At 61.2% G+C, this 26,065-nt stretch carries 24 protein-coding genes, 1 tRNA gene and 1 pseudogene; 9 read left to right on the top strand and 17 right to left on the bottom strand.

Annotated features, from left to right (window positions below):
- Window positions 1-20: 20 nt before the first annotated feature.
- A complete protein-coding gene (locus B0T39_RS06250) occupies window positions 21-392 on the bottom strand; it encodes a hypothetical protein (protein WP_141111101.1) in 372 nt (123 codons plus the stop codon).
- 204 nt (window positions 393-596) lie between these two features.
- Window positions 597-1,271 carry a pseudouridine synthase gene (locus B0T39_RS06245; RefSeq protein WP_081545303.1) on the bottom strand — a complete coding sequence of 225 codons (675 nt, stop codon included), beginning with the start codon at window positions 1,269-1,271 and terminating at the stop codon, window positions 597-599.
- 196 nt (window positions 1,272-1,467) lie between these two features.
- On the opposite strand from B0T39_RS06245, the gene B0T39_RS06240 reads away from it, so the two are divergent.
- Window positions 1,468-2,175 carry an alanyl-tRNA editing protein gene (locus B0T39_RS06240; RefSeq protein WP_081545346.1) on the top strand — a complete coding sequence of 236 codons (708 nt, stop codon included), beginning with the start codon at window positions 1,468-1,470 and terminating at the stop codon, window positions 2,173-2,175.
- Window positions 2,176-2,331: 156 nt separating this feature from the next.
- Here the strand turns inward: B0T39_RS06240 and B0T39_RS06235 are convergent, their stop codons facing one another.
- On the bottom strand, window positions 2,332-3,273 hold the full coding sequence (locus B0T39_RS06235) for a LysR family transcriptional regulator (RefSeq protein ID WP_081545302.1): 942 nt from the start codon (window positions 3,271-3,273) through the stop codon (window positions 2,332-2,334).
- Between the two features lie 128 nt (window positions 3,274-3,401).
- Here B0T39_RS06235 and lysA point away from each other — a divergent pair, with 128 nt between their 5' ends.
- Complete coding sequence (lysA, locus tag B0T39_RS06230; protein ID WP_081545345.1) at window positions 3,402-4,640, top strand: diaminopimelate decarboxylase; 1,239 nt, start codon at window positions 3,402-3,404, stop codon at window positions 4,638-4,640.
- A gap of 7 nt (window positions 4,641-4,647) precedes the next feature.
- Here the strand turns inward: lysA and B0T39_RS06225 are convergent, their stop codons facing one another.
- Both B0T39_RS06225 and B0T39_RS06220 read right to left on the bottom strand, forming a co-directional pair.
- Complete coding sequence (locus B0T39_RS06225; RefSeq protein ID WP_141111100.1) at window positions 4,648-4,944, bottom strand: hypothetical protein; 297 nt, start codon at window positions 4,942-4,944, stop codon at window positions 4,648-4,650.
- 230 nt (window positions 4,945-5,174) lie between these two features.
- Window positions 5,175-5,468, bottom strand: a complete 294-nt coding sequence (locus B0T39_RS06220; RefSeq protein WP_081545300.1) for a BON domain-containing protein — start codon at window positions 5,466-5,468, stop codon at window positions 5,175-5,177.
- 240 nt (window positions 5,469-5,708) lie between these two features.
- Here B0T39_RS06220 and mltA point away from each other — a divergent pair, with 240 nt between their 5' ends.
- The 5 genes from mltA (at window position 5,709) to tyrS (ending at window position 13,587) form a co-directional block, all read left to right on the top strand.
- Window positions 5,709-6,938, top strand: coding sequence for a murein transglycosylase A (mltA, locus tag B0T39_RS06215; RefSeq protein ID WP_081545299.1), 1,230 nt, complete (start codon window positions 5,709-5,711; stop codon window positions 6,936-6,938).
- Window positions 6,939-7,453: 515 nt separating this feature from the next.
- Window positions 7,454-8,920, top strand: a complete 1,467-nt coding sequence (locus B0T39_RS06210; RefSeq protein WP_176219495.1) for an amino acid permease — start codon at window positions 7,454-7,456, stop codon at window positions 8,918-8,920.
- Window positions 8,921-8,958: 38 nt separating this feature from the next.
- Window positions 8,959-10,887, top strand: a complete 1,929-nt coding sequence (locus tag B0T39_RS06205; RefSeq protein WP_081545297.1) for a pyridoxal phosphate-dependent decarboxylase family protein — start codon at window positions 8,959-8,961, stop codon at window positions 10,885-10,887.
- 124 nt (window positions 10,888-11,011) lie between these two features.
- Window positions 11,012-12,241 (top strand): aromatic amino acid transport family protein, encoded by a 1,230-nt coding sequence (locus B0T39_RS06200; protein ID WP_081545296.1) that lies wholly within the window; start codon window positions 11,012-11,014, stop codon window positions 12,239-12,241.
- Window positions 12,242-12,312: 71 nt separating this feature from the next.
- A complete protein-coding gene (tyrS, locus tag B0T39_RS06195) occupies window positions 12,313-13,587 on the top strand; it encodes a tyrosine--tRNA ligase (RefSeq protein ID WP_081545295.1) in 1,275 nt (424 codons plus the stop codon).
- Window positions 13,588-13,712: 125 nt separating this feature from the next.
- On the opposite strand, the gene B0T39_RS06190 is transcribed toward tyrS, so the two are convergent.
- From B0T39_RS06190 to B0T39_RS25570, 12 genes are all read right to left on the bottom strand, one after another.
- Window positions 13,713-14,414, bottom strand: coding sequence for a GntR family transcriptional regulator (locus B0T39_RS06190; protein ID WP_081545294.1), 702 nt, complete (start codon window positions 14,412-14,414; stop codon window positions 13,713-13,715).
- A 272-nt stretch (window positions 14,415-14,686) separates the two neighbouring features.
- Window positions 14,687-14,765: transfer RNA gene (locus B0T39_RS06185), tRNA-Ile, on the bottom strand.
- A 109-nt stretch (window positions 14,766-14,874) separates the two neighbouring features.
- Complete coding sequence (gene rpoD, locus B0T39_RS06180) at window positions 14,875-16,806, bottom strand: RNA polymerase sigma factor RpoD (RefSeq protein WP_081545293.1); 1,932 nt, start codon at window positions 16,804-16,806, stop codon at window positions 14,875-14,877.
- 164 nt (window positions 16,807-16,970) lie between these two features.
- Complete coding sequence (dnaG, locus tag B0T39_RS06175) at window positions 16,971-18,755, bottom strand: DNA primase (RefSeq protein ID WP_081545292.1); 1,785 nt, start codon at window positions 18,753-18,755, stop codon at window positions 16,971-16,973.
- 46 nt (window positions 18,756-18,801) lie between these two features.
- On the bottom strand, window positions 18,802-19,248 hold the full coding sequence (locus B0T39_RS06170) for a GatB/YqeY domain-containing protein (RefSeq protein ID WP_081545291.1): 447 nt from the start codon (window positions 19,246-19,248) through the stop codon (window positions 18,802-18,804).
- Window positions 19,249-19,437: 189 nt separating this feature from the next.
- Entirely contained in the window at window positions 19,438-19,650 is a 213-nt protein-coding gene (gene rpsU, locus B0T39_RS06165) for a 30S ribosomal protein S21 (protein WP_039756346.1), read from the bottom strand.
- Between the two features lie 129 nt (window positions 19,651-19,779).
- Window positions 19,780-20,574 (bottom strand): thiazole synthase, encoded by a 795-nt coding sequence (locus B0T39_RS06160; protein WP_048414236.1) that lies wholly within the window; start codon window positions 20,572-20,574, stop codon window positions 19,780-19,782.
- A gap of 26 nt (window positions 20,575-20,600) precedes the next feature.
- Window positions 20,601-20,804 (bottom strand): sulfur carrier protein ThiS, encoded by a 204-nt coding sequence (gene thiS, locus B0T39_RS06155; protein WP_081545290.1) that lies wholly within the window; start codon window positions 20,802-20,804, stop codon window positions 20,601-20,603.
- Window position 20,805: 1 nt separating this feature from the next.
- On the bottom strand, window positions 20,806-22,962 hold the full coding sequence (locus B0T39_RS06150; RefSeq protein WP_081545289.1) for a RelA/SpoT family protein: 2,157 nt from the start codon (window positions 22,960-22,962) through the stop codon (window positions 20,806-20,808).
- A gap of 20 nt (window positions 22,963-22,982) precedes the next feature.
- On the bottom strand, window positions 22,983-23,189 hold the full coding sequence (rpoZ, locus tag B0T39_RS06145; RefSeq protein ID WP_019103869.1) for a DNA-directed RNA polymerase subunit omega: 207 nt from the start codon (window positions 23,187-23,189) through the stop codon (window positions 22,983-22,985).
- Between the two features lie 117 nt (window positions 23,190-23,306).
- Window positions 23,307-23,933 (bottom strand): guanylate kinase, encoded by a 627-nt coding sequence (gene gmk, locus B0T39_RS06140; RefSeq protein ID WP_081545288.1) that lies wholly within the window; start codon window positions 23,931-23,933, stop codon window positions 23,307-23,309.
- Entirely contained in the window at window positions 23,930-24,100 is a 171-nt protein-coding gene (locus tag B0T39_RS25570; protein WP_176219494.1) for a hypothetical protein, read from the bottom strand. The genes gmk and B0T39_RS25570 overlap by 4 nt, the downstream gene beginning before the upstream one ends.
- Between B0T39_RS25570 and B0T39_RS06135 the strand changes: the two are divergent.
- Window positions 24,099-25,397 (top strand): annotated as a pseudogene (locus B0T39_RS06135) (NCS2 family permease). The gene B0T39_RS25570 and the pseudogene B0T39_RS06135 overlap by 2 nt on opposite strands.
- 103 nt (window positions 25,398-25,500) lie before the next feature.
- Window positions 25,501-26,049, top strand: a complete 549-nt coding sequence (locus B0T39_RS06130) for an adenine phosphoribosyltransferase (RefSeq protein ID WP_019103866.1) — start codon at window positions 25,501-25,503, stop codon at window positions 26,047-26,049.
- Window positions 26,050-26,065: the final 16 nt, after the last annotated feature.

Raw genomic sequence — 26,065 nt, 5'->3', positions numbered from 1 at the left:
GACTGGCGACTTGGAAACAATCAGTGCCGGCTAGGTTCGTCGCCAGCTGACGCTTCCAGTTCGTCCAGGCCTAGGAGCAGCAACTGCTCCAGTTGATTGAAAAAGCCCTCGCACTGGCCGCGTTGCGCCTCGTTCTCGAAATCGATGTCGTCGACGATGCGGCCAAGCAAGCCCAAGCCCACGCAATCCGGATTCGCGGCCAGCCACAGGGCTAATTCATCCGCGGCTTCGCAGCCGATGTCGTGGCCATGCCGTAGTTCCCTCGCCTCCGGCACTTGCCAATAATGAGGCGCAGCGCGACCGGGGATATAACGGACATAGGGCAAGGCCGTTTCCCTGGCTTCAAGCTCAGACGGCCGATGACGGAGAGGGGGAGCAAACCAAGATTTCATGATGAAGCCTCCTGTGTGGAAGACATCTTGCCGCCCCGCTCACCGCCGCGGGGCGCAGCACTCACGACATGAGGCGTAAACACGCCTTGCGCTCCAACCGTTCCGGAGCTTTCACGCCATGACCCGCCGCCCAGTCTCGGCCAGACGAGCCGGCAGGGTCAAGGCGCGGCGGCCGCTTGCCCCGGCGAAGCTTTCAACGAGCGCTCAAAAAGACGCCTTGGCGACAAACTCCATTTCCTCGCGCGTGATCGGATGGCGCAAAGTCAGCCGCTCCGCGTGCAGCAGCAAGCGCTCGGCTTTCGCCAGCACCGCCTCCGGCGCGTAGATGTCGTCGCCCAGAATGGGATGGCCCAGATGCAGCATATGCATGCGCAGCTGATGGGCGCGGCCGGTCAAGGGCTCCAGTTCCACCCGGCTGGTCTGGCGCAGGCCGTCGCGCAGCACCACCCGGTAATGGGTAACGGCCTGCTTGCCGTTCTCGAAATCCACCTTCTGACGCGGGCGGTTCGGCCAATCAATGATCAGCGGCAGATCCACGGTGCCACTATTCTGTTCGACAATGCCGTCCACCACCGCCACATAGCGCTTGTCCACCTTGCGATCCATGAAGGCGATAGACAACTCGCGCTGCATGCTGGCGCCGCGCCCCAGCACCACCAGGCCGGATGTCGCCATATCGAGCCTATGCACGGTCAGCGCGTCCGGATAAAGCCGCTGAGCGCGGCTGATCAAGCAGTCCGCCTTGTCCTCGCCGCGGCCCGGCACCGACAGCAAGCCGGCAGGCTTGTTCAACACCAGGATGGCCTCGTCGGCGTAGATCACGTCTAGGCCTGTGTCCGGCGGCGGATTGTAATGTTCCAGATTATGGCGAATGGTCATGGGGGCAATGGAAAGGAATGCGGAAAAAGGCGGCGATTATCTGCGCTAAACGCTGCTGCGACAAGCTGTTGCCATGATTTTTAGCTAGCGCTGTCTCTTGAAATACACAGCCGGCGGCAGCATTCTCAAGATCATCGCCTCCGACGGCCGCAAACGCCGCCGGTCTTCCCAGCATAGCCTGAAAAGGAGCCCCCGCATGGCAGAACGCTTTTACATCGACCCCTATCAAACTCGGCTGGAAACCCGCGTGGCGCGGCACGATGACGCCGGCCTAGTGCTGGAAGACACGCTTTGCTACCCGCTTGGCGGCGGCCAGCCCGGCGATACCGCCACGCTGAGCTGGGACGGCGGCGGCTGTGCGATAAGCGATACCCGGCGAGACCGCGAAACACGCGCCATCGTCCACTTGGTGCCCGCCGATGGGCCGCGGCTCGCCGCCGGCACGCCAGTCATACAGGAACTGGACTGGGCACGCCGCCATCGCCACATGCGCATTCACACCTGTCTGCACTTATTGTCCGTGGTGATCAAGGCGGGTGTCACCGGCGGCAATCTGAGCGCGGAATCCGGTCGCCTGGACTTTGACCTGCCCGAGGGCATGGAGTTGGACCGCGAGCACATCGAAAACGAGTTGAACCGGCTGGTGGCGGAAGACCGCGCGGTGCGCATCGAAATGAGCAGCGGCGAGGCGCTGCAGCGGCAACCGGAGTTGATCAAGACCATGTCGGTGACACCGCCGCTGCACCTGCCTGAAATCCGCTTGATCAATATCGACGGCATCGATCTACAGCCCTGCGGCGGCACTCATGTGCGCAGCACCGGCGAGATCGGCCCGGTCGTGGTGAAGAAAATTGAAAGCAAAGGCGCGCGCAACAAGCGGGTGGTGGTGGCGCTGCGCGACTAAGAACCTGTTTACGATCCGCTGCGCGTCGTGAAGCGTTGCACAAAATGCTCATGTACCACGTGTACATTCCGCTTTTTCGCTCGTTTCCGCCTTGTCTCGCCTTAGCTCGCGAGGTCGTAAACGGGCTCTAAAAGTCTGTTCTAAACTCTTGCGAGTTCAAGCGAGCCTGTGAACAGGCTCTACCCCCGCCGGCACGGCCAGCCGTTCGCTAATCTCGGCCAATTCGACCTTCAAGCTATCGACAAAGCGCTCCAGCAACGGAGAGACGGGGCGGTGCAACGGCCGCACCAGATTGACCGCGAACGGAATGGACACGCTGAAGCGCCTCGCGGCGAGGCCCGTGCCGGCGTAATCCAGCGCGGTCAACGGATTGACGACGGCCACGCCTATGCCCTGCCGCGCCATTGCGCATACCGAGGCGGCGCTATGCGTCTCCACCACCATGCGGCGCTTGACCCCCCGCTCGGAGAACACCTGATCCAGCTGTTGCCGATAGCTATCGGTCGCCGCCAGGCTGATGAAGGCCTCGCCCTCGAAGTCCTCGGGCGTCAGCACCGTCTTGCTCAATAAGCGATGTCCTTCCGGCAGCACGCACAACTCGTCCGCCTGCAGCAAGGGCTCCACCCTCGTTCCCGCCGGCGCGTGCGCGCTCTCGCTCAAGCCCAGGTCATGACGCTGCGCCGCCAGCCACTCCTCCAGCAAGGGCGATTCCTGCGGCGCGATGTTCAGGCTGATGCCCGGCGCATGCGACAAAAAACGCCGACACGCCGCCGGCAACAACGATTGCGCGAACACCGGCAAACAGGCGATCGACAATTGTCCTTGCTCGAACTGGCGAATCGCCGCTGCGCTGCTGACGATGCGCTCCAGGCCCTGATAACTGCGCTGCACTTCCTCGAACAGCAGCAGCCCCTGCGCGCTAGGCCGCAAGCGGCCGCGGCTGCGCTCGAACAAGGCCATGCCCAACAATTGTTCGCAGCGCGCCAGTTCGCGGCTGACCGTGGGCTGCGAAGTGCGCAGCAAAACGGCTGCCTCGGTAACGCTGCCGGTAGTCATCACCGCGCGAAACACTTCAATATGGCGCAGGCTGATGTCCATGCCGCCTCCCCTTAAGCAACTTGGCAATCCATATCATAAATGAAAGAAGTGTCGATAATTTGATATTTTATTTTTGCCGCGACGCGCGCCATGATGCGTCTGTCTGCCACCCCAGCCAAGCCCACGCCATGAAATGCTTTGACGCCCGCCAACTGACCGAACTCGCCCGCCAGTACGGCAGCCCGCTCTGGGTTTACCACGCCGACACCATTCGCCGGCGCATCGCCGAACTGAAGCGCTTCGACGTGATCCGCTATGCGCAAAAAGCCAACTCCAACATCCATATCCTCAGCTTGATGCGAGAACAGGGCGTGAAAGTGGACGCGGTATCGCTGGGCGAAATCGAGCGCGCGCTCGCCGCCGGCTACAAGGCCGACTCCACCAAGCCCTCCGACATCGTCTTCACCGCCGACGTGCTGGACCGCGCCACGCTGGAACGCGTAGCGGCCGCGGGCATCGCGGTCAACGCCGGTTCCATCGACATGCTGCGTCAGCTGGGCGCGGCCTCGCCCGGCCATCGGGTCTGGCTGCGCGTCAACCCCGGCTTTGGCCACGGCCATAGCCAGAAAACCAATACCGGCGGCGAGAACAGCAAGCACGGCATCTGGCATGAGCAGGTGTCCGACGCGCTGGAGGTGATCCGTCAGTTCGGCCTTCACTTGGTGGGCCTGCACATGCACATCGGTTCGGGCGTTGATTACGGCCACCTGCAGCAGGTCTGCGGCGCCATGGTCAAGCTGGCGACCGAACTAGGTCACGACATCGAAGCGATCTCCGCCGGCGGCGGCCTGTCCATTCCCTACCGCGACAGCGACGCGCGCATCGATACCGCGCATTACTTTGAACTATGGGACGAGGCGCGGCGGCGGATCGCCGCACATCTGGGACATCCGGTACGGCTGGAGATCGAACCCGGCCGTTTCCTGGTGGCGGAGTCCGGCGCCCTGATCTCCGAGGTGAGAGCGGTCAAGACCATGGGCAGTCGACGTTTCGTGTTGGTGGACGCGGGATTCAACGATTTGATGCGCCCCGCCATGTACGGCAGCCATCACGATATTTCCGTCCTGGGCGCGGACGGAACGGAAAAATCCGGCGAGCGCGCGCCTTGCGTGGTAGCCGGACCCTTGTGCGAATCGGGCGACGTCTTCACGCAACAGGAAGGCGGCCTAGTGGAAAGCCGTCCGCTGCCGGACGCTCAGGTGGGGGATCTGCTGGTGTTTCATGACGCCGGCGCCTACGGCGCCACCATGTCGTCGAACTACAATAGCCGGCCGCTGCTGGCCGAAGCCTTGATCGACGGCTCTTCCAGCCGCCTGATCCGCCGCCGCCAAACCATGGCGGAATTGCTGGAGCTGGAGCGCGTCTAGGTCCTGCTCAGCTGAGCTTCAGGTCGTCCAGCGTCTGCTGGAAGGCCTGATAGATATCCTGATAACTAGCGTAGCCGTCGAACACGCCCACCACTTGAGGCGATTGCAAGCCGCGCGCCAACAGTTGCCGGCCGCGGCGCGAGCGCGGGCTCAGCGCGCGCAGCCGCTGGCTGCGCTCGTCCCAATACACCAGCTTGGCTTCGTCCGCGCCCTCCAGCCGTGAAATCAATTTGTCCACCTGCTCCGCCGGTTGCAGCATCATGCGGTGGGAGAGCCTCTTGCCAAGTGCGGATGCATATTCCATGAGTCGTGTCCGGTGCTTCGCAGTGGGCCGGCGTGCGATCCATACTGCTGATTGGAAAAACCTTGCCGGCTCCAGCCTCCGGAAAGGCCGTCAGCCGGCAACACCACATATTTTTCGCAATAAGAGAAAGCACCACAATCGGATTAATCTTAAATTCCCAGCGAAAAACGGAATGAATAAAATGACAAAAGGGCGCCGAAGCGCCCTTTGCTGCCGCCGGACCAAACTTTTTAGTTTTTCAGCACCATATTGTTGATGACGAATTTCACGCCCGGCACTTTTTCGGCAATCTGCCCCGCTTTGAACATTTGCTGGTCGTCGGTCATGCCGCCTTCAATCGTCACCTCGCTCTTCTTGCTGCTCACCTTCAGGCCCAACGACTGCAGTTCGGCATCGCCGTTCAAGGCCTGTTGCACGCTGGCGGCCAACTCTTCATCGGTCGGCGGGGTCTGCTCGGCGTAGGCCGGCAGACCGGCGGACAACAAGGTGGTCAACAACAAGGCGCGGATGCAAAAACGTTTCATCAGATTCTCCAGTGATATGGCTCAAGCCCAAGCTTCAGCGCGAATGTTTTACCGCATACTAGCGAGGAAACTTTTCAATTTTGTTGCCGGTCCATGACAACGCGGCATGACGCTTCCTACCGTTGGCGCCGCCGCAACATTCGCCGCGGCTGTCATCGCCCCGTCATGTGCGTCCCAGCGTAGAATCAGACCGATTCGCAGCGCGTCGCTGCCCTAGCCCTGTTTCAGAGAACCTACCGCATGTTTAGAAAATGGCTGTTGTTACTGCTCGTCGTCGGCCTGGCCGCCTGCTCCACCTCCAGCCCGCCCGGCAAGCCTGGCGGCGCGGCGCGTGAAAGCGGCGCGCCCACCTCGTTGCCGGCCTGGAGCCAGCAAGAACTGGGCGATACCCTCGTCGCGCTGAAGCAAAGCTGTAAAGCCATTGCCAGAAAACCGGGCTGGTCGGAAGTGTGCAAGCAAGCCGACGGCATTGCCCCCGACAACGCGCAGGCTGTGCGCCAATTCTTCGAAAATCGCTTCGCCGCCTGGAAGATCAACGACGGCGGCCGCGACAGCGGTTTGATCACCGGTTATTACGAGCCGCTGCTCAGCGGCAGCCGGACGCGCAGCGAACGCACCCCCTGGCCGGTGTACGGCATCCCAGCGGACTTCTACAGCGTGGACGTGCCGGCATCCGTCCGCGGCAAGTCCAGCCTGGCTGCGAGCCGCAGCGGCCCCAACCGGCTGACGCTGAGCGCGGCCGGCGACATTGAGATCCGCCCCGCCGACTTTCCCGCCGACAACCGCGGCACGCGGCTGAAAGGCAGGCTGGACGGCAAACGCCTGCTGCCTTATTACACACGCGCCGAAATCAACCAGGGCAAGGGCGTGGCCAACGCGCCCATCCTGGCCTGGGTCGAAGATCCGGTGGAGCTGTTCTTCCTGCAAGTGCAAGGCTCGGGCCGAATCCAGTTGGACGACGGCAGCTTCATCCACGTCGGCTACGCCGAGCAAAACGGCTATGGCTACCAATCGATCGGCAAATGGCTGGTGGACAAGGGCGAGCTGACCCTGGGCGACGCGTCGATGCAGGGCATCAAGGACTGGCTGGCCCGCAACCCGCAACGCCGGCTGGAGCTGTTCGCGGTGAACCCCAGCTATGTGTTCTTCAAAACCTTGCCGGGCGACAACGGCGGGCCAATGGGCGCGCTGGGCGTGCCGCTGACCGGCGGCTACAGCATCGCGGTAGACCCGCGCTACATCCCGCTGGGCGCGCCGGTCTACCTGGTCACCACCTGGCCTCATTCCACCCAGCCGTTGACGCGGCTGGTGCACGCTCAGGATACCGGCAGCGCGATCAAGGGCGCGGGGCGCGCCGATTTCTTCTGGGGTTACGGCACCGAAGCCGGCATGTACGCCGGCAGAATGAAGCAGCAAGGCAATCTATGGATGCTGCTGCCCAAAGGCATGAACCCGTCCCAGGCTCTGTAAACTTTTAGCCCCCCGGCGGCGGCGCGCTTGCTAGCGCCGTCGCCTCCTTCCGTTCCCAACAGCGCCAAACCTCCCCCTCCTCCGGCGATCCAGCCGCTTTATTCTCGCCTGCCCGCGGCCTTGGCGGCGCGATGTCCAAGCTGACGCGGCGAGCGCCTTTCCATCTAACCCCTTCGCATTTGTCCGTTGCGCTTCCCCAGCCTCAGGGCCTTAGCTCGCGAAAACTCGTTCAAAGTGCGCTGCGCGTCGTCGATACGGCCACGGATCCGCACAAAAAGACCCCTCTCACCCCTTTTCCAGCCCAAACGCGTCCTCGATGCTCCCTACGGCCAAACACCCGTAAAGCCCTTTTCAGACAAGGCTTGCCGTCGTCCAAAACAATATTCTATTCGAATTATCTTTTATTGAATTTTCCCAATATTGACTTTCATCAAACGCAGAACATCACGAAATAAATAATATTTTCGAAATTTTATATTTTTACGTTTTTATTGTTTTATTCGATGGAGATGAAAATGACGACAATAGATAAGGCGCCTCCCAAGATCAGCGTCTTCGCCTTTGTCATGATCACCGCCGCCGTAGTCGTCAGCGTCCGTACGCTGCCGATGACGGCTCAACCGGGGATGATGACGATTTTCCTGACCTTGGCGGCCGCGCTGCTGTTCCTGGTGCCTACCGCCCTGGTGTCAGCCGAACTGGCCACCGCCTGGCCGCAGGATGGCGGCCTGTTCATCTGGGTGCGCGAGGCCTTCGGCGAACGCATGGGCTTTGTCGCAGTGTGGATGCAATGGATACAGATGGTGTTCGGCATGACCTCCATCATCATGATCATCGCCGCCACCTTCGCCTATGTGTTCGATCCTGCGCTCGCCAGCAACAAGCTCTACATGCTGGCGATGATCGTGGGCATCTGGTGGGCCTGCACTCTGGTGAACATGCGCGGCGTGAAAACCTTGGGCTGGGTATCCACCATCTGCGTGAGCCTGGGCGTGTTTATGCCCGGCGTGGTGCTGATCGGCTGCGGCATCGCCTATCTGGCCGGCGGCCACCCCATCATGACCGACGTGTCCTGGAGCTGGAACAACCTGGTCCCCAGCTTTAGCGACAGTGGCACGCTCGGCCTCTTCATCGGCTTCATTTTCGTGGTGATGGGCATGGAGGTGTCCGCGTCCAACGTGTCCTCCATCAAAGACGCCCGGCGCAATTATCCCATCGCCATCATCCTGGTGTCGGTGATCATGGTATTGCTGTCGGTGATCGGCTCCGCCGCGATCTTCATCGCCATCCCCAAGGAAAAAATCTCGATGACCGCCGGCTTGATGCAGGCCTTCGAGCTCTACTTCAATCAATGGGGCATGGGCTGGCTGGCTCCGGTCATGGGCCTGTGCATCGGCCTGGGTCTGGTGGGTCAGGTGAACTCCTGGGTGCTGGGCCCGGTGCGCGGCTTGCAAGCCACCGCGGACTCCGGCGCGCTGCCCAAATTCCTGCAGACCACCAACCGCCACGGCGTGCCGGTCACTCTGGTGCTGATCCAGGCGGCGGCCATCACCTTCGTCGGCGTCCTGATCACCGTGATGCCGAACGTGGACAACTTCTACTTCATGCTGATGGGCCTGACCGGGCTCGTCTATCTGGTGGCCTATCTGTTCATGTTCTCCGCCGCCATCTACCTGCGCTACAAGCGCCCGGACGTGGAACGCAGTTTCCGCGTACCCGGAGGCAAGGCGGGCATGTGGATCTGCTCCGGCCTGGGCATCGTCATTTCGCTGCTGGCCGGCTACCTCGGCTTCATCCCGCCGGGCAGCTTCCATGGCTCCGCGCATGAATACCTGCAGTTCCAGCTCATCGGGCTCGCCATCATGCTGGTGATTCCCTTCCTGGTGTACGCCTACGGCCAAAAAGCCAAACACGCCCGCTCCGCCGGCGTCGCGCCGCGCACCTCTCCCGCCAGCAAAGCGCGTCCCGCCGAAGGCAAATGAGCCGCCTACGCCCCCCTAAATTACAAGGTTAATCTGTTATGAACACTCCGAACGCCTCCCCGCTTAACGTCGATGCCCTGTTCATCGGCCCCAAATCCGAAAACCGCGTGTTCTTCAAGGAAATGATGGAATACGCCGTGTCCGAACACCTGCACTGGCGCGCGGACTTCCATCCGGAAGACCCGGCTCTGGTCACCCCGGTAGAGCAGCACGCCGGCGATTTCCGCCAGACCCTGTACCGTACCGAAGGCATCCTGCGCCAGTTGTCCTCCAAGTTGAAGAACACCTCGGTGCCCTGGTTCTCCCCGCGTTATCTGGGTCACATGAATGCGGACACGCTGATGGTGTCCAACCTGGCCTACGTGATGACCATGATGTACAACCCCAACAACTGCGCGCACGAAGCCTCGCCCACCACCACCGAACTGGAAGTGGAAGCCGGCCTCGACCTGTGCCGGATGTTCGGCTACGACCCCAAGCGCAGCTGGGGCCACATCACCTCCGGCGGCACCGTGGCCAACTACGAAGGCATGTGGGTGGCGCGCAATCTGAAGACCATTCCGCTGGCCATCGCCCAGCATGAAAAAGCCCGCGATCTGGTCGCTGGCAAGAGCGAGAAAGAACTGCTGAACCTGTCGCCCAGCGCGGTGCTGGACCTGACCGACGAATTGAAAAAACGCGGTCTGTTCGAAGAAGTGCGCGCCTTGTCCTGCCGCGGCGTCGGCATCAAGCAAGGCTCGCTGGGCAAGATCCTGGTGCCGCAATCCAAGCACTACTCGTGGATGAAGGCGATGGACGTGCTGGGCATCGGCCAGGAACACATCGTACCGCTGCCGGTGGACGAAAATTACCGCACCGACGTGGCCAAGATGCGCGAGATCACCTTCCGCCTGATCGAGGAAGGCCATCCCATCCTGGCCATGGTGTCGGTGGTGGGCACCACGGAGGAAGGCTCGATCGACCATGTCGACGAGGTGATCAAGCTGCGCGCCGAATGCGAACGGAAATACGGCGCCTCCTTCTACGTACACGTGGACGCGGCCTACGGCGGCTATGTGCGCGCGATGTTCCTCGATGAGGACAACCGCTTCATGGACTACGACGCGCTGCTGGCCCGCTACCGCGCCGAAGACATCATTCCGGCCGGCGTCACCTGGCCCAAGCGCGATGTTTACGAAGGCTTCAAAGCGATGGCGGAAGCGGATTCCATCACCGTGGATCCGCACAAGGTGGGCTACATCCAGTACGCGGCCGGCGCTGTCTGCATGAAGGACAAGCGCATCGTCGACCTGATCTCCTACCACGCGGCCTATGTGTTCGAAGAAGTGGATGAAGCCGAAGGCGCCGATACCAAGGTGGTGCTGGGTTCCTCCATCATGGAAGGCTCCAAGGCCGGCGCCACCGCCGCCGCGGTATGGGCGGCCCACCGCCTGGTGCCGCTGAACATCGGCGGCTACGGCAAGGTGATTGGCCGCGGCATCGTGACCGCGGACTGGTTCGCCCAGCGTCTGGCCGCCGCCAAGCCGCTGATCGTCGGCCGTCGCCAGTTCGAAGTGCGTCCCATCATGCACCCTGACTTCCACATGGTGAACTTCACCTTCAAGGAAATCGGCAACGACAGCCTGGAAGACCACAACCGGCTGAACAAGAAGATGTACGAGATCTGCTCCTACGCTTCCGGCCGCACCTACACCAACGACTTCCTGACCTCCTCGACTTCGCTGTCGGTGGAAGAGTACGGCGACACCCCGTGGCACTACGTGGCCAGCCGCGGCTTCAGCCGCGCCGAATGGGACAAGGTGGAAAGCGTCTACATCCTGCGCGCCGCCGTGATGACTCACTTCCTGCGCAAAGCAGAGGATTTCGACGCCTACTGGGAACAGTTGCGCGAGGTCTTCGCCGCCAAGTTGGCCCAGATCGTGGACATGGAAGACAAGACCGGCGCCGACGCCTTGATCGCCGCCTGATCCCCCTCCGCTCCCGGCCTGGCCGGGAGCGTTTTTTTCATCACCAGACCCAATACCGACTATGAGTTTGTCCGGTTTTTACGAACGCATCCTTCTCTTCATCAAGGATGGTTGAGGATTCCACATGCAAGTCAATTTCAAGGCCATAGGGGCCACCTTGCTGATTTCCGGCACCATGCTGGGCGCCGGCATGCTGGCGCTGCCGCTGGTATCCGCCGGCATGGGCTTCGGCTACGCCTGCCTGACCCTGTTTCTGATCTGGGCGTTGATGACCTACACCGGCCTGATGCTGCTGGAGGTTTGCCTGTCCTTTCCCGAAGGCTACGGCTTCGACGCCATCGCCCGCTCGCTGTTCAAGGCCAAGGGCAGCTATCTGATCAACGCCAGCCTGCTGCTCTTGCTCTATGCGCTCTCCTCCGCCTATATCTCCGGCGGCGGCTCCACCTATCAATCCAGCCTGCACCAGTACTTGGGCCTAAGCCTGTCTCCCGCCCAGGTTTCGCTGGTCTTCACCGCCCTGATCGGTGGCATCGTCTTCGCCAGCACCACGGCGGTGGACAAGGTCAACCGGCTGCTGTTCAGCCTGAACATCCTGATTTTTCTCGCGCTAAGCGCGTTCATCCAGCCCTACGTCGACACCGGCAACCTGTCGGAAAGCACGGATTCGGCCAAATACATGCTGGCCGCCATCCCCATGTTTCTGACCGCCTTCGGTTTTCACGGCAGCGTACCCAGCATGGTCAAATACCTGGGCCGCGACCAACCTCGCACGCTGCGCAACGTCTTCATCGCCGGCAGTCTGATTCCCATGGGCGTCTACCTGCTGTGGGTGTTCAACACCCTGGGCACGCTGCCGCGCTACGGCAGCCACAGCTTCCAGGCCATATCCGCCCACAACGGCTCGGTGGGCATGTTTCTGGACGAGTTCCACGCGCTGGTGCCCACGCCGCAAGTGCCTTCCCTGCTGTCCGCCTTCTCGTCCATCGCGCTGTTCACTTCCTATCTTTGCGTATCGCTCGGCCTGTTCGACGCCATGGCCAGCACACTGAAACGCGGCGACAGCCTGCGGCAGCGGCTGCAAACCGCGCTGATCACTTATCTGCCGCCGCTGGGCTTCGCGCTGTTCTTCCCCGGCGGCTTCGTCGCCGCGCTGGGCGCCGCCGCCATTTTTCTGGTGGTGCTTGCCATCCTGTTCCCCGCGCTGGCCCTGATCAAGCTGCGTAGCCAGGACAACTACCAGCCCGGCTACCAGGTCAGCGGCGGCGGCACTCTGCACTGGGCGATAGGCGGCTCCGGCCTCGCCATCATCCTGTTCCAGATATTGGTGATGCGGGGACTGCTGCCCGTGTTCTGACGGCGCATCCGCGCCGTCGTCCGGACGCGCGGCCAATACGGCCGCGCGCCGCAATCATGGAGGTAAACGAAATGAAGCAATCGACCCTGATCCGGGATCTGCAGCAACGCGGCCTGATCTCCCAGGCCACCGACGCGGACGCGCTCGACGCGCTGCTGTCTCGGGAAACGGTCACCCTGTACTGCGGTTTCGACCCCACCGCCGACAGCCTGCACCTGGGCCACCTGGTGCCGCTGCTGTTGCTCAAGCGCTTCCAGATGGCCGGGCACCGCCCCATCGCCCTGGTAGGCGGCGCCACCGGCATGATAGGCGACCCCAGCTTCAAGGCCAGCGAGCGCAAGCTCAACACCGCGGACGTGGTGGCCGGCTGGGTGGACAGGATCCGCCGTCAGGTGGAGCCCTTCCTCAGCTTCGAAGGCGACAACCCGGCCCTGATGGCCAACAACCACGATTGGTTCGCCAGCATGAGCGCGCTGGATTTCCTGCGCGATGTAGGCAAGCACTTCTCGGTCAACGCCATGATCAAGAAGGAATCCGTACAACAGCGGATTCACCGCGACGATGTCGGCATCTCCTTCACCGAGTTCGCCTACAGCCTGCTCCAGAGCCACGACTTCGTTGAACTGAACCGCCGCTTCGGCTGCAAGCTGCAGATCGGCGGCTCCGACCAATGGGGCAACATCACCGCCGGCGTCGACCTTGTCAGACGGGTGAACCAGCAGCAGGCCTTCGGCCTGACCATGCCCTTGATCACCAATAGCGACGGCACCAAGTTCGGCAAGAGCGAAGGCAACGCGGTCTGGCTGGACCCGAACAAGTGCTCGCCCTACGCCTTCTACCAGTTCTGGCTGGGCGCGGCCGACGCCGACGTCTACCGCTTTCTGCGCTATTTCACCTTTTTATCCAATGCGGAGATCGAGGCCATCGAGGCCGAGGACCGCGTCTCCGGCGGCAAGCCACGGGCTCAGCGCATCCTGGCAGAGCAAGTGACTGAGCTGGTTCACGGCCCGGCCGCGCTCGCCGCCGCCCAGCGCATCACCCTCAGCCTGTTCGACAACGATGTAGAGCGCCTCAGCGCCGAGGACTTCGCTCAACTGGCCCAGGACGGCATGCCGCGGCTGACCTTGCCGCAGCAGTCCACGCCGCTGATCGACGCCTTGGCGGCAAGCGGCCTGGCCGCGTCCAAAAGCGAGGCCCGCACGCTGCTGCAAAGCGGCGCGGTCAGCGTTAACGGCGCCAGAGCGGAGGCGCTGGAAGCTCGACTAGATCCGGCCGACCGCCGCCATCAACGCTATACCTTGTTGCGGCGCGGCAAGAAGCAATACTGTCTGTTGATTTGGGAATAAACGCGAGAAACCGCATGAAACAGCCCGGACGCTGAAGCGCCGGGCTCGCCCCTCGCCCCGAGCCTGATGGCGAACGGGCGGGGCCGCCGGCCTCGGACCGGCCAGCGGGCCAGCGGGCCAGTGGGCTAGCGGGGCTGAAAGGCTTCCGTGCTCAGGCCTTCCACCACCTGCATCACGTGGGAATAGTGCTGATCCAGCAATTGCAGCGTCCGGTCCGCATCCCTGGCCAGCACCGCCTGCATGATGGCCTGATGCTCGCCCTCGTCGCTGTAGCGCTTGGAGGTCGGCAAGGCCGGATCGAACCAGATGTGTCGATAGCGCTCCAAACGGTTGTACAAGGACTCCATCACCTCCACAATCACCGGCGAGTGGCTGCCGCTGATGATGGCCAGGTGAAACGTCATGTGGCGGTCCGCCCAGTCCTGCAGATCCACATTCACGTCGTTCAGATCTATCCGGCTCAAACGGTGGTAGCTGGCCAACACCTCCAGTTCCCACGCCTCATCGCCCTGCTCCAGCGAGCGGCGCACCGCCTCCTCCGCCAGCACTCGGCGCACCAGCAGAATATCGTAAAGCTCATGGCGGGAAATCGGCGCCACCCAAAAGCCGCGCTGCGGTTCCATCTCCACGTATTTGCACCAGCTCAGGCGCAATAGCGCCTCCCGGATAGGAGAGCCTCCGGCGTCGTAACGCGCCTTGAGATCATGCAACAGCAGTTTCTGCGACGGGCGGTATACGCCCAGCAGAATATCCCGCCGCAACTCCTGAAATACCTTGTCGGCCAATGTGGCGTTGCTGCTTGCCGCCTTTTTTTCCTTCTGGGGCATTCGGTCTTTTCCACATGAGAGCGCGCAATATTGCGCGAAACGCTAGATAGTAACTGAAAACAACGTCGCATATTGATTTTCCCCATCGGCATAGCGGGAAAATAGCTAAAAGCTACGTCTATCCGGCACGGAAATCTGCAGGCGGGGAAGCGCTCAACAAAGAGACGGGAGGTGTCGCGACCGCGGCGTGGCCGACCGAAACAAAAAAGCCGACTTAAGCGTCGGCTTCTGATGTGAATCGCCAAGAACCGCCGCGTTCCACGTGGAAGTCTTGGTGGGCCCCCCGAGAGTCGAACTCGGCACCAACGGATTATGAGTCCGCTGCTCTAACCAAGCATGAGCTAGAGGCCCAGAGTTGCGCATTATAACAGCCAAAAAGCAAAACCCCAAGCGCCGAATACCGACGGCTTGGGGTTTTCGTCCAGCTCAAGCTTTTAGCCTAAACCGGCGTCACATCGAATCACTGACCGCCCGGCTCGTTGTCCAGGAAGCTGCGCAGGCGTTCCGAACGGGTCGGATGACGCAGCTTGCGCAGGGCCTTGGCTTCGATTTGGCGGATGCGCTCGCGAGTCACGTCGAACTGCTTGCCCACCTCTTCCAGCGTGTGGTCGGTGTTCATGTCGATGCCGAAGCGCATGCGCAGCACCTTCGCCTCGCGCGGCGTCAACGTGTCCAGCACCTCCTTGGTGGCGTCCTTCAGGCTGGAGTACATCGCAGCGTCGGACGGCGCCAGGTTGTTCTGGTCTTCGATGAAGTCGCCAAGATGGGAATCGTCGTCGTCGCCGATCGGGGTTTCCATGGAGATGGGCTCCTTGGAAATCTTCATGATCTTGCGAATCTTCTCTTCCGGCATCTCCATCTTTTCCGCCAGCTCGGCCGGGTCCGGCTCGTGGCCGGTTTCCTGCAGAATCTGACGGCTGATGCGATTCATCTTGTTGATGGTCTCGATCATGTGCACCGGAATACGAATGGTGCGCGCCTGGTCCGCGATGGAGCGGGTGATCGCCTGGCGAATCCACCAGGTGGCATAGGTCGAGAACTTGTAGCCGCGGCGGTATTCGAACTTGTCCACCGCCTTCATCAAACCGATATTGCCTTCCTGGATCAGGTCGAGGAACTGCAGACCGCGGTTGGTGTACTTCTTGGCGATGGAGATCACCAGACGCAGGTTGGCCTCGATCATCTCTTTCTTGGCGCGGCGCGCCTTGGATTCGCCCGCCGACATCTGGCGATTGATTTCCTTAAGCGCCTTGATCGGCAGCATCGCGCGATCCTGCAACTCGGACAGCTTGGTCTGCTTCTCGATGATCGCGTGTTTGAAGCGGGTCAACGCCTCCGCCCAGCCCTTGCCCGAATGGATCTCGTTTTCCACCCAATCAAGATTGGTCTCGTTGCCCGGGAACACCTTGATGAAGTGAGCACGCTCCATACGCACGCGGCTGACGCAGATATCCTGGATGTCGCGCTCGTAAGTGCGAATTTCGTTGACGCGGCTGCGCAGCGAGTCGCACAGGCTTTCCACCTGGCGGGTGGAGAAGCGCACCAGCATGAACTCAGTGGTGATCGCGTCTTGCAGCTCCAGGTATTCCTTGCTCTGCGCACCCTTGGCGGAGAGCACCTTGACCATCTTGTCAAACAACATGCGCACGCCGGCGAAGTGCTCCAGCGCATGCTGCTTCAGCTCTTCGAGGTTGATACCGGCGGCGTCGGCGGCGTCGCCTTCCTCCTCCTCTTCTTCCTCTTCCTCTTCGGCCTCGGCGTCGAGCAACTCGTCCTCTTCCGCCTGCGCGGCGAACGCGGCCTCCTCCTCGGACGGCGCGTTCAGATCGATGAAGCCGTCGACCACCTCGTCCACGCGCACTTCGTCGCGGCCGACTCGCTCCACCAGCTCCAACACTTCGGCGATGGTGCCCGGACAAGCCGAAATCGCCTGGATCATGTACTTCAGGCCGTCTTCGATCCGCTTGGCGATTTCGATCTCGCCTTCGCGGGTCAGCAACTCCACTGAACCCATTTCGCGCATATACATGCGCACCGGATCCGTGGTGCGGCCAAATTCGGAATCCACCGAGGACAGCGCCGCTTCGGCTTCTTCCACGGCGTCTTCGTCGGCCACCGGCGGGGTGGCGTCGGACATCAGCAGAGTGTCCGCATCCGGCGCCTCGTCGGAAACCTGGATGCCCAGACCGGAAATCATCGTGATGATGTTTTCGATCTGCTCAGCGTCGGACACGTCTTCCGGCAGGTGGTCGTTGATTTCCGCGTAGGTCAGATACCCACGCTCTTTACCCAAGGCGATCAACTGGCGCAGGCGTTTACGCTGCTCTTCCAGGCTCATCACTTCGGTTTCGTTTTCCTGCACGTCTTTTTGATTTTCGGGAGAGGCCGCCATTTCGCTTCCTGCTTGAAATAAGCCGAAAAAAACAGTTGATAATAACACAAGCAAACAACGCTGTTTGTGTAGCCCTGCGGGGCGCTTTTAAAACCGCGGCATCGCTTTTGGCAATCCGGCGCGTGCGCCCGACTGCTCTGCAATCTGCCGGGGCGGCGACGTCGTCAAGCGTTTGGCGCCAGCAAATCCCGCAGCAATTCCCCTAGCAATCTGACTTCTTCCGGAGTCAGGCCTTCGTTCCGGTCCTTTTGTTTTAGCCGCTCCACCTGAGTTTGATGCAGCATTTTCAGGAGCTTGGCAGTGCCGTCCTGAAACTGCTGCCTATCCTCCTCGCTGGGATCGGCGAACTCGTCCGGATCCTGCATGGCCTGCTGCAGAACACTATCCACCAGCCCTTCGTATGGAGTGCCACGCAGGCTTTCCATCAATTGCGCCGTATTCGGCGGCTGGTCGTGCCCTTGCACGCATTCGGCCAACATGGCAAAACAAGCAAGCTCGTCGGACAGTGCCATACTGTCCGGCAAACGCACATCACCGGCCCAACTAGGGTTCAATAGCAGCCATTTGATCAGGCGCGTCACCATGGAGGATTGTGGCGGGCGATGCGATACCTCCGGCAAACGGTGCTCCCGCTTGCCTTTGCGCTCCGACTTCCGTTGGCCCGTCGTCAACATGTCGAATTCGTCGACATCCACACCGGCGAGTTCCGCCAGTCTTTTCTTGATGATGAAGCCCAGTGCCGGAGCGGCAATCTGCGCCAGAAGGGGCGCGGCCTGACGGATCAGATCAGCCTTGCCTTCCGGCGTGGTCAGGTTCACCTCGCGACACAATTCGCGGGTGAAGTAAACGGACAGAGGCAGGCTCTGCTCTTCCAATACTTTTTCAAAGGCCTCGGCGCCGAACTCGCGGATATAGCTGTCCGGGTCATGTTCCTGCGGCAGGAACAGAAAATTCAACGCCTTGCCGTCCTGCAATTGCGGCAGGCTGTTTTCCAAAGCTCTCCAGGCCGCCTTTTGGCCGGCCTTGTCGCCGTCGAAGCAGAAGTACACCTGGTCCGCGTGGCGCATCAACTTGCGCGCGTGTTCGCCGGTGGTGGCGGTGCCCAGCGTGGCCACCGCGTAAGCGACGCCGAACTGAGCCAGCGCCACCACGTCCATATAGCCTTCGACCACCAGCACGCGGTTTTTATCCCGTATCGCCTGGCGCGCCTCGTAGAGGCCGTACAATTCCCGGCCCTTCTCGAACAAGGGCGTTTCCGGCGAGTTCAGGTACTTGGGCTCGCCCTTGCCCATCACGCGGCCGCCGAAGCCAATGATAGCGCCGCGCTGGTTGCGGATCGGGAACATCACCCGATCGCGGAATCGGTCGTAACGCTGGCCCTTCTCTTCATTGACGATGACCAGGCCGGTATCGACCAGCTTGTCGTCCTGGTAATCCGGAAAAACCGTCTCCAGGTTCTGCCAGCCGTCCGGCGCGAAGCCCAGGCCGAAGCGACCCGCCACTTCTCCGCTCAAACCCCGGCCTTTCAGATAGGAAATGGCGTTGGGCGCGGACTTCAGCTGCTGTTTGTAGTAGCCTGCCGCCATCTGCATCATCTGTTCCAGCGACAGCTTGCGCTCGCGCGCGGCGCGGCTGGCCTCTGGATTGGCGTGGGCACGGCTGTCCGGCACCTGCATGCCGATGCCTTCGGCCAGCAGCTTCACCGCATCCACGAAGCCCAGCCCCTGGTATTCCATCACGAAGCCGATGGCTGAACCATGAGCGCCGCAGCCAAAGCAGTGATAAAACTGCTTGGACGGGCTTACCGTGAACGATGGCGACTTTTCCTTATGAAACGGGCAGCAGGCCAGATAGTTCTGACCGCCCTTTTTCAAGGGGACGTAACGATCCACCACGTCGACGATATCGACGCGGGACAACAACTGGTCAACAAAATCCTGAGGGATCAAGCAAGGTCACCGATGACTCGGGCCGACAAAGCGGCCCGAAGCAGGCTCAGCCGGCCAGCTTGGCCTTGATGCAGACGGACACCTGCGCCATATCGGCGCGGCCGGCCAATTGCGGCCGCAACAGCCCCATCACCTTGCCCATGTCCTGCATGCCAGCGGCGCCGCTGTCGGCGACGGCCTTGGCCACCAACGCGTCAACCTCCTCAGCGGACAATTGCTGCGGCATATAAGCCATCAGCACGTCCATCTCGAATTTTTCCTTGTCGGCCAGGTCCTGCCGCTGGGCCGCCTCGTACTGACTAATCGAATCGCGGCGCTGCTTGAGCATCTTGTCGATGACGGCGACGACGCCGGCATCGTCCAGCTCCACGCGCTCGTCCACTTCCTTCTGCTTGATGGCTGCCAGCAACAGACGGATAGCCGCCAGTTTGTCGCTTTCCCGCGCTTTCATTGCAGATTTCATGTCGTCGCTGATTCGCTGCTTGAGGCTCATTGCTTGCTTTCCGGAAGATGACCGCCACCCGTCGCGGACGGCGGGTGCGCACTTGAGAGAGAGTCAAACCCTGATGACATTGGTTTTGATAAATTCAAAACCCATGCCGTCAGAGTCTGTAAACGGGGAACTACAAATGGCAAAACCGCAGGCTAAGCCTGCGGTCCTGCTTACTGACCAGACGAACTCTTAGTAAAGTTTCGGCGGCAGCATTTGGCTGCGAATGCGCTTGTAGTGGCGCTTAACGGCAGCGGCGTGCTTGCGCTTGCGCTCGGCAGTCGGTTTTTCGTAGAACTCGCGGGCGCGCAGTTCGGTCAGCAGACCGGTTTTTTCCACTGCGCGCTTGAAGCGACGCATTGCAACTTCAAACGGCTCGTTCTCTTTAACACGAATGTTCGGCATTGAATCTAGTATCCTTAGTTCCTAGCGCCCAGACGTGACTGGGGCTATAAAAAACAGCATTTTAACAATCTTACGCGGTTTGGAAAAGTCTGAAGCGTTCCGACCAAGCAATCTGTGGCGCTTTACGCATCACGGCTTGACGGAAGAAATCACCCCCTCACTAGGAGAACTAGGTACTGCACTATAAAAACGTTTCGGCATCCGGCCGGCAAGATATGCCGAGCGGCCTGCTTCTACAGCCTGTTTCATGGCGTGGGCCATCAACACCGGTTGTTGCGCGGCGGCAATCGCGGTGTTCATCAGCACGCCATCGCAGCCCAGTTCCATCGCGATCGCCGCGTCGGACGCGGTGCCGACGCCGGCGTCAACCAGCACGGGAACCTTGGACTGCTCAATAATCAACTTCAAATTCCACGGATTCAGAATCCCCATCCCGGAGCCAATCAGGCTGGCCAGCGGCATAATGGCGCAGCAGCCCATTTGCTCCAGCTCGCGGGCGATGATGGGATCATCCGAGGTGTACACCATGACGTCGAAGCCCTCGGCCACCAATACTTCAGCCGCTTTTAGGGTTTCCTTGACGTTGGGGAACAAGGTATTCGGATCGCCCAGCACCTCCAGCTTAACCAGACGATGGTCGTCCAGAAGCTCTCTGGCCAGGCGCAAAGTACGAATGGCGTCGTCGGCGGAATAACATCCCGCCGTATTGGGGAGAAGGTTATACCGGTTTTTGGGCAAAAAGTCCAGCAAATTGGGTTCGCCGGCATTCTGCCCCAGGTTGACTCGGCGAATGGCGACGGTGACGATTTCCGTTCCCGACGCGTCCAGCGCCTGCGCCGTCTCCTCAAAATCCCGATACTTGCCGGTCCCCACCAGCAAACGCGAATTGTAAGCCTTGCCTGCGATGATCAGTTGATCCGCCACTCCTGCACCTCTATCAGCTTTGCCGCTCAGCCTCCGCCGACGGCCACCACGATTTCGAGTTCGTCACCGTCGGCCAGCCCGGTGGCCGGATACTGACTGCGCGGCACGATCTCGCCATTCTTTTCCAACGCCACGCGCTTGCCGACAAGGTCCAACGCCGCCACCAACTCGGCCACGTTGGCTACGCCGGCCAGTTCGCAGCCCTCGCCGTTGATCTTGAGTTTCAGCATCTCATCTCCGTTGCACGCGCTGCACCACCGGCAGCACGCGGATAGCGCTCAGCACCCGCTCCAGATGCTCGACGCCCTCCACCTGCAAGCGGAAGTGGATATTGAACAGGCCGTCGCCGTCGCGGCTGCTGTCCTGGGTGTCGGCGCTTTCGATATTGGCCGAGGCCTGCGAGATCGCGGTGGCGATATCCGCCAGCGCGCCGCGCTCGTTGCGGGACAATACGCCGACGGTAACGCCGAACATGCGGTCGCGCTGCGCCTCCCAATTGACGTCCAGCAACTTGTCGTGATCCGCCCGCCGCGCGTTTGGACATCCCTTGCGGTGAATGACAAGGCCCTGGCCCTTGGTGATCACACCCAAAATGTCGTCACCCGGCAGCGGATTGCAACACGGCGACAGCTGCACCATGCCGCCCTCGTTGCCGCGTATGGTCACCGGCCCCACTTTCACTTCCTCGCCCAACCGTTCGCCGGCCAGCTCCAGCAAGCGCCGCGCCACCACGATGGGCATCAGTTTGCCGGCGCCGATATCGGCCAGCACATCTTGATGAGAAGCGAGCTTCTCGCCAAAAGCGGCCAGATACGCCACCCACAGTTCATCGCTCAGCGCCAGCGGCGTCACCGCCAGCGCGCCGATCGCTTGCTTGAGCAGTTTCTCGCCCAGCCCCACCGCCTCTTCCTGTTGCAGGCTCTTCAGATAGTTGCGGATGCCGGAACGCGCCCGCCCGCTCTGCACGAAGGTCAGCCAGGACGGATTGGGCTTGGCCTGGGTGGAGGTGATGATTTCCACGGTGTCGCCGTTGCGCAACACGGTGCGCAGCGGCACCAGCGCGTGATTGACGCGCGCGGCAATGCAGCGATGGCCGATGTCGGTGTGCACCGCGTAGGCAAAGTCCACCGGCGTCGCGCCCTGCGGCATCACCATGATCTTGCCCTTGGGCGTGAAGACGTAGACCTCGTCCGGAAACAGGTCGATCTTGATATGCTCGAGGAATTCGACCGGATCGTCGCTCTCCTCCTGCATGTCCATGATTTTTTGCAGCCACTGGTGAGTGCGCTGCTGCGCGGTGTTGACGCCGTCGCCGCTCTTGTACATCCAGTGCGAGGCCACGCCAGCCTCGGCCACGCTGTTCATCTCACGGGTACGGATTTGCATCTCCACCGGCGTACCATAGGGACCGAACAAGGTGGTGTGCAAGCTCTGATAGCCATTGCCCTTGGGAATGGCGATGTAATCCTTGAATTTGCCGGGAATCGGCTTGTACAGACTATGCAAGGCGCCCAGGGCCAAATAACAGCCGGGGATGTCGTTGACGACGACGCGGAAGCCGTAGATATCCAGCACCTCGGAAAACGACAGGTGTTTTTCCTGCATTTTCTTGTAGATGCTGTAGAGGTTTTTCTCCCGCCCCTTGATAGTGGCTTCGATATTGCTTTGCACCAGCTTCTGGCTGACGGACTGCAAAATCTTGGTCACCACTTCGCGACGGTTGCCGCGCGCGGCGCGCACCGCCTTGGACAGCACGCCGTAGCGATGCGGGTGCAGGTGCTTGAACGCCAGGTCCTGGAGTTCTCGATAAACCTTGTTGAGACCGATGCGATTGGCGATCGGCGCGTAGATTTCCAGGGTTTCCAGCGCGATGCGCCGCCGCTTGTCCTCGCGCATCGAATCCAGCGTGCGCATATTGTGCAGCCGGTCCGCCAGCTTGACGATGATGACGCGAATGTCGCGCGCCATCGCCAGCACCATTTTGCGGAAGCTTTCCGCTTGCGCGGTTTCCTTGGTCTGGTATTCCAGCCGCTCCAGCTTGGAGAGGCCGTCCACCAGATCGGCGATGATCTTGCCGAACTTTTCGATCAGCGTCGGTTTGGTGACGCCGGTGTCTTCCAGCACATCGTGGAGCAATGCGGCGGCAAGCCCCTGCACGTCCAGCCGCCACTCGGCCAGCATGCCGGCCACCGCCAGCGGATGCGTGATGTAAGGCTCGCCGCTCTTGCGAGTCTGCCCTTCGTGGGCGGCGCGGCTGACTTCGAAAGCCTGCCGCAACAACTGGACGTCTTCCGGCTTGAGATAACGCGCGACGGACTCGAAGAACGCTTGCGCTTCGCTGTCGATCAGGGCGTTATAGTCGATTTCATCCTCAATGCCGGTTGCCATAACCCACCACCCACTCGCTATCAGGCTTTGCCGCGGCTCAGAACTTCCTTGCCGACGTGGCCGGCGGCGATTTCTCGCAGCGCGACAACGGTGGGCTTATGGCGGCCGGCTTCAACGAAGGGGCTGGCGCCGGAAGCCACTTGACGCGCGCGGTAGGCGGCGGCCAGGGTCAGGTCGAAACGGTTCTGGATGCGGTCCAGGCAATCGTCAACAGTAATACGGGCCATATGCTTTCTTTCTCAAAGTTGCCAAGGGCGTTGTCGGTCGCCGTTCTTGCGGCGACGGCAACGCCCAGAGGGATCACTATATCTAAATTTTAGTCGACTCACCAACAAACGGACGGATCAGCCGGCCTGCCCCATCCGCGCCAGCATAGCCGCCAGCTTGCGGCACTGGATGGCGCTGCGCAGCCGGTTGGCGCGCACGACGCTGATCAAATCGAGGCGAGCGCGCTCGAAATCGTCGTTGACCACGATGTAGTCGTACTCGGCGATCTTGTCGATCTCGGCGCGAGCGGAAGCCAGCCGGCGGCGGATCACGTCCTCGCTATCGGTGGCGCGGCCGCGCAGCCTGCGCTCCAGTTCCTCGATAGACGGCGGCGCTATGAAGATGCCGATCGCCTCGGGGAAGACCTTGCGCACCTGCTCGGCGCCCTGCCAATCGATTTCCAGCAGGATGTCCTGCCCCACTTCCAGACGGCTGCGTATCCACGGCGCGCTGGTGCCATAAAAGTTGCCGTAGACTTCCGCGTACTCGAGGAAATCGCCGCGCTCTATCATGGACTTGAACGTGGTCTGATCGACAAAGTGGTAATGCTTGCCGTCCTCTTCGCCCTTGCGCGGCGCACGCGTGCTATAAGAAATGGACAGTTCCACGGATGGCTCCGCCTGGAGCAAGGCCGTCACCAGCGAGGTTTTCCCCGCACCGGAAGGAGCGACCACGATAAAGATATTACCGGTTGGCTGGCTCATGAAAAGGCGCTTTCCTGCCAAATGAGTAATTCTCCAGAATACCATAAGCGTGCGCCTGCTGTTAATCGCCAAGTTATTTTCACGTCAAGATTTAGGTGAATCTCTTCAGGCTGAATAAAATGGCTCGTTTTTTTCCTACCTATCTCCTTTGGAGCGCGTTTCGCCATGCAATTCCTTGACAGCTTCTTCAAGCTGAAAGAACACGGCACCACGGTGAAGACCGAAGTCATCGCCGGCATTACCACCTTTCTGACCATGGCCTACATCATCCTGGTCAATCCCTTGATTCTCTCCAGCACCGGCATGGACCTGAACGCGGTCTTCGTCGCCACCTGTCTGGCGGCCGCGCTGGGCACGTCCATCATGGGGCTGGTGGCCAATTACCCAATCGCGCTGGCGCCGGGCATGGGGCTGAACGCCTACTTCACCTTCAGCGTGGTCAAGGGCATGGGCTTGTCCTGGGAAACCGCGCTGGGCGCGGTGTTCATCTCCGGCATCGTGTTCCTGGCAGTCAGCTTGTTCCGCGTGCGCGAGGCCATCGTCAACGCTATCCCCCAGTCCTTGAAGTTCGCCATCTCCGCCGGCGTAGGCATGTTCCTCGCCATCATCGCGCTGAAGAACGCCGGCGTGATCGCGCCTCACCCGGAAACCTATCTGACCCTGGGCGACATCCACAAGCCCACCACCCTGCTGGCCATCCTGGGCTTCTTCCTGATCGTGGCGCTGGAATACCGCAAGGTGCCGGGCTCCATCATCATCGGCATCCTTGTGGTGACCGTGCTGTCCATTGCCATGGGCCTGTCTCCGTTCAAGGGCGTGGTAGCGCCGGTGCCCAGCATGGCGCCCACCTTCATGAAGATGGACATCGCCGGCGCGCTGCAAGCCGGCCTGATCGGCGTGATCTTCGTGTTCTTCTTCGTGGATCTGTTCGACACCACCGGCACTTTGGTAGGCGTGTCTCATCGCGCCGGCCTACTGGACAAGGACGGTAAACTACCGCGCCTGAAACGCGCGCTGCTGGCCGATTCCGTGGCGATCACCGCCGGCGCTGTGATGGGCACTTCGTCCACCACCGCCTATGTCGAGTCCGCCGCCGGCACCGCCGTGGGCGGCCGTACCGGTCTGACCGCCATGGTGGTGGCGCTGCTGTTCCTGGCCTCGCTGTGGCTGTCGCCGCTAGCAGCCACCGTGCCCGCCTACGCCACCGCGCCGGCGCTATGCTACGTGGCGGTGCTGATGGCGCGCGGCCTGGCCGAGATCGACTGGAGCGACCTGACCGAATCCGCGCCGGCGGTAATGACCGCGCTGGCGATGCCGTTCACCTTCTCCATCGCCGACGGCATCGCCTTCGGCTTCATCAGCTAAGCGGTAATCAAGATCCTGGCCGGCCGTTTCTCCGATCTGAAGCTGCCGGTACTGGTGATCGCCGCGCTGTGGATCTTCAAGCTGGCTTTCTTCCACTGAAACGTCAATAATTGATGCGGACTCCTAGCCTGCCGCGCTGCGCGGCGGGCTTTTTCTTGTGGGCCGCGCGGCGACTTTCTTCATTTAGAAGTACAATAAGGCTATGGAAAACCTTAGCAATCTCGATTACTCCAGCTATCTGAAAGGCTGGATCCGCACTGTGCCCAACTGGCCGCAACAAGGCGTGATGTTCCGCGACATCACCCCGCTGCTGCAGAACCCGAAAACCTTCCGCATGCTGATCGACATCTATGTGCACCGCTACATGATGGAGAAGGTGGATCTAGTGGCGGGCCTGGACGCGCGCGGCTTCATCATCGGCTCGGTGCTGGCTTACGAATTGAACGTAGGCTTCGTGCCTATCCGCAAGCGCGGCAAGCTGCCTTTCACCACGGTGGAAGAGGAATACGAGCTGGAATACGGCAATGCCGCGGTGGAAATGCACACCGACGCCTGCAAACCCGGCGACCGCGTGATCCTGATCGACGACCTCGTCGCCACCGGCGGCACCATGATGGCCGGCTACAAGCTGCTCAAGCGCATGGGCGCCGACGTGCTGGAAGCCGCAGCCATCATTGAGTTGCCCGAGCTGGGCGGCGGCAAGCTGGTGCGCGATGGCGGCCTGGAGTTGTTCACCGTCTGCGCTTACTGAACCGGATTCGCCAGCC

Source organism: Chromobacterium haemolyticum (assembly GCF_002081825.1).
Taxonomy (GTDB): Bacteria; Pseudomonadota; Gammaproteobacteria; order Burkholderiales; family Chromobacteriaceae; genus Chromobacterium; species Chromobacterium fluminis.
The sequence above is the reverse complement of the archived record's forward strand: the minus strand, read 5'-3'. Positions and strand labels throughout refer to the sequence as shown.

What these genes read in the sequence shown, in the direction of transcription:
- B0T39_RS06250 (WP_141111101.1), bottom strand. Translation starts at nt 392, where the DNA reads ATGAAATCTTGGTTTGCTCCCCCTCTCCGTCATCGGCCGTCTGAGCTT.
- B0T39_RS06245 (WP_081545303.1), bottom strand. Translation starts at nt 1,271, where the DNA reads ATGACCATTCGCCATAATCTGGAACATTACAATCCGCCGCCGGACACA.
- B0T39_RS06240 (WP_081545346.1), top strand. Translation starts at nt 1,468, where the DNA reads ATGGCAGAACGCTTTTACATCGACCCCTATCAAACTCGGCTGGAAACC.
- B0T39_RS06235 (WP_081545302.1), bottom strand. Translation starts at nt 3,273, where the DNA reads ATGGACATCAGCCTGCGCCATATTGAAGTGTTTCGCGCGGTGATGACT.
- lysA (WP_081545345.1), top strand. Translation starts at nt 3,402, where the DNA reads ATGAAATGCTTTGACGCCCGCCAACTGACCGAACTCGCCCGCCAGTAC.
- B0T39_RS06225 (WP_141111100.1), bottom strand. Translation starts at nt 4,944, where the DNA reads ATGGAATATGCATCCGCACTTGGCAAGAGGCTCTCCCACCGCATGATG.
- B0T39_RS06220 (WP_081545300.1), bottom strand. Translation starts at nt 5,468, where the DNA reads ATGAAACGTTTTTGCATCCGCGCCTTGTTGTTGACCACCTTGTTGTCC.
- mltA (WP_081545299.1), top strand. Translation starts at nt 5,709, where the DNA reads ATGTTTAGAAAATGGCTGTTGTTACTGCTCGTCGTCGGCCTGGCCGCC.
- B0T39_RS06210 (WP_176219495.1), top strand. Translation starts at nt 7,454, where the DNA reads ATGACGACAATAGATAAGGCGCCTCCCAAGATCAGCGTCTTCGCCTTT.
- B0T39_RS06205 (WP_081545297.1), top strand. Translation starts at nt 8,959, where the DNA reads ATGAACACTCCGAACGCCTCCCCGCTTAACGTCGATGCCCTGTTCATC.
- B0T39_RS06200 (WP_081545296.1), top strand. Translation starts at nt 11,012, where the DNA reads ATGCAAGTCAATTTCAAGGCCATAGGGGCCACCTTGCTGATTTCCGGC.
- tyrS (WP_081545295.1), top strand. Translation starts at nt 12,313, where the DNA reads ATGAAGCAATCGACCCTGATCCGGGATCTGCAGCAACGCGGCCTGATC.
- B0T39_RS06190 (WP_081545294.1), bottom strand. Translation starts at nt 14,414, where the DNA reads ATGCCCCAGAAGGAAAAAAAGGCGGCAAGCAGCAACGCCACATTGGCC.
- rpoD (WP_081545293.1), bottom strand. Translation starts at nt 16,806, where the DNA reads ATGGCGGCCTCTCCCGAAAATCAAAAAGACGTGCAGGAAAACGAAACC.
- B0T39_RS06170 (WP_081545291.1), bottom strand. Translation starts at nt 19,248, where the DNA reads ATGAGCCTCAAGCAGCGAATCAGCGACGACATGAAATCTGCAATGAAA.
- rpsU (WP_039756346.1), bottom strand. Translation starts at nt 19,650, where the DNA reads ATGCCGAACATTCGTGTTAAAGAGAACGAGCCGTTTGAAGTTGCAATG.
- thiS (WP_081545290.1), bottom strand. Translation starts at nt 20,804, where the DNA reads ATGCTGAAACTCAAGATCAACGGCGAGGGCTGCGAACTGGCCGGCGTA.
- B0T39_RS06150 (WP_081545289.1), bottom strand. Translation starts at nt 22,962, where the DNA reads ATGGCAACCGGCATTGAGGATGAAATCGACTATAACGCCCTGATCGAC.
- rpoZ (WP_019103869.1), bottom strand. Translation starts at nt 23,189, where the DNA reads ATGGCCCGTATTACTGTTGACGATTGCCTGGACCGCATCCAGAACCGT.
- gmk (WP_081545288.1), bottom strand. Translation starts at nt 23,933, where the DNA reads ATGAGCCAGCCAACCGGTAATATCTTTATCGTGGTCGCTCCTTCCGGT.
- B0T39_RS25570 (WP_176219494.1), bottom strand. Translation starts at nt 24,100, where the DNA reads ATGGCGAAACGCGCTCCAAAGGAGATAGGTAGGAAAAAAACGAGCCAT.
- B0T39_RS06130 (WP_019103866.1), top strand. Translation starts at nt 25,501, where the DNA reads ATGGAAAACCTTAGCAATCTCGATTACTCCAGCTATCTGAAAGGCTGG.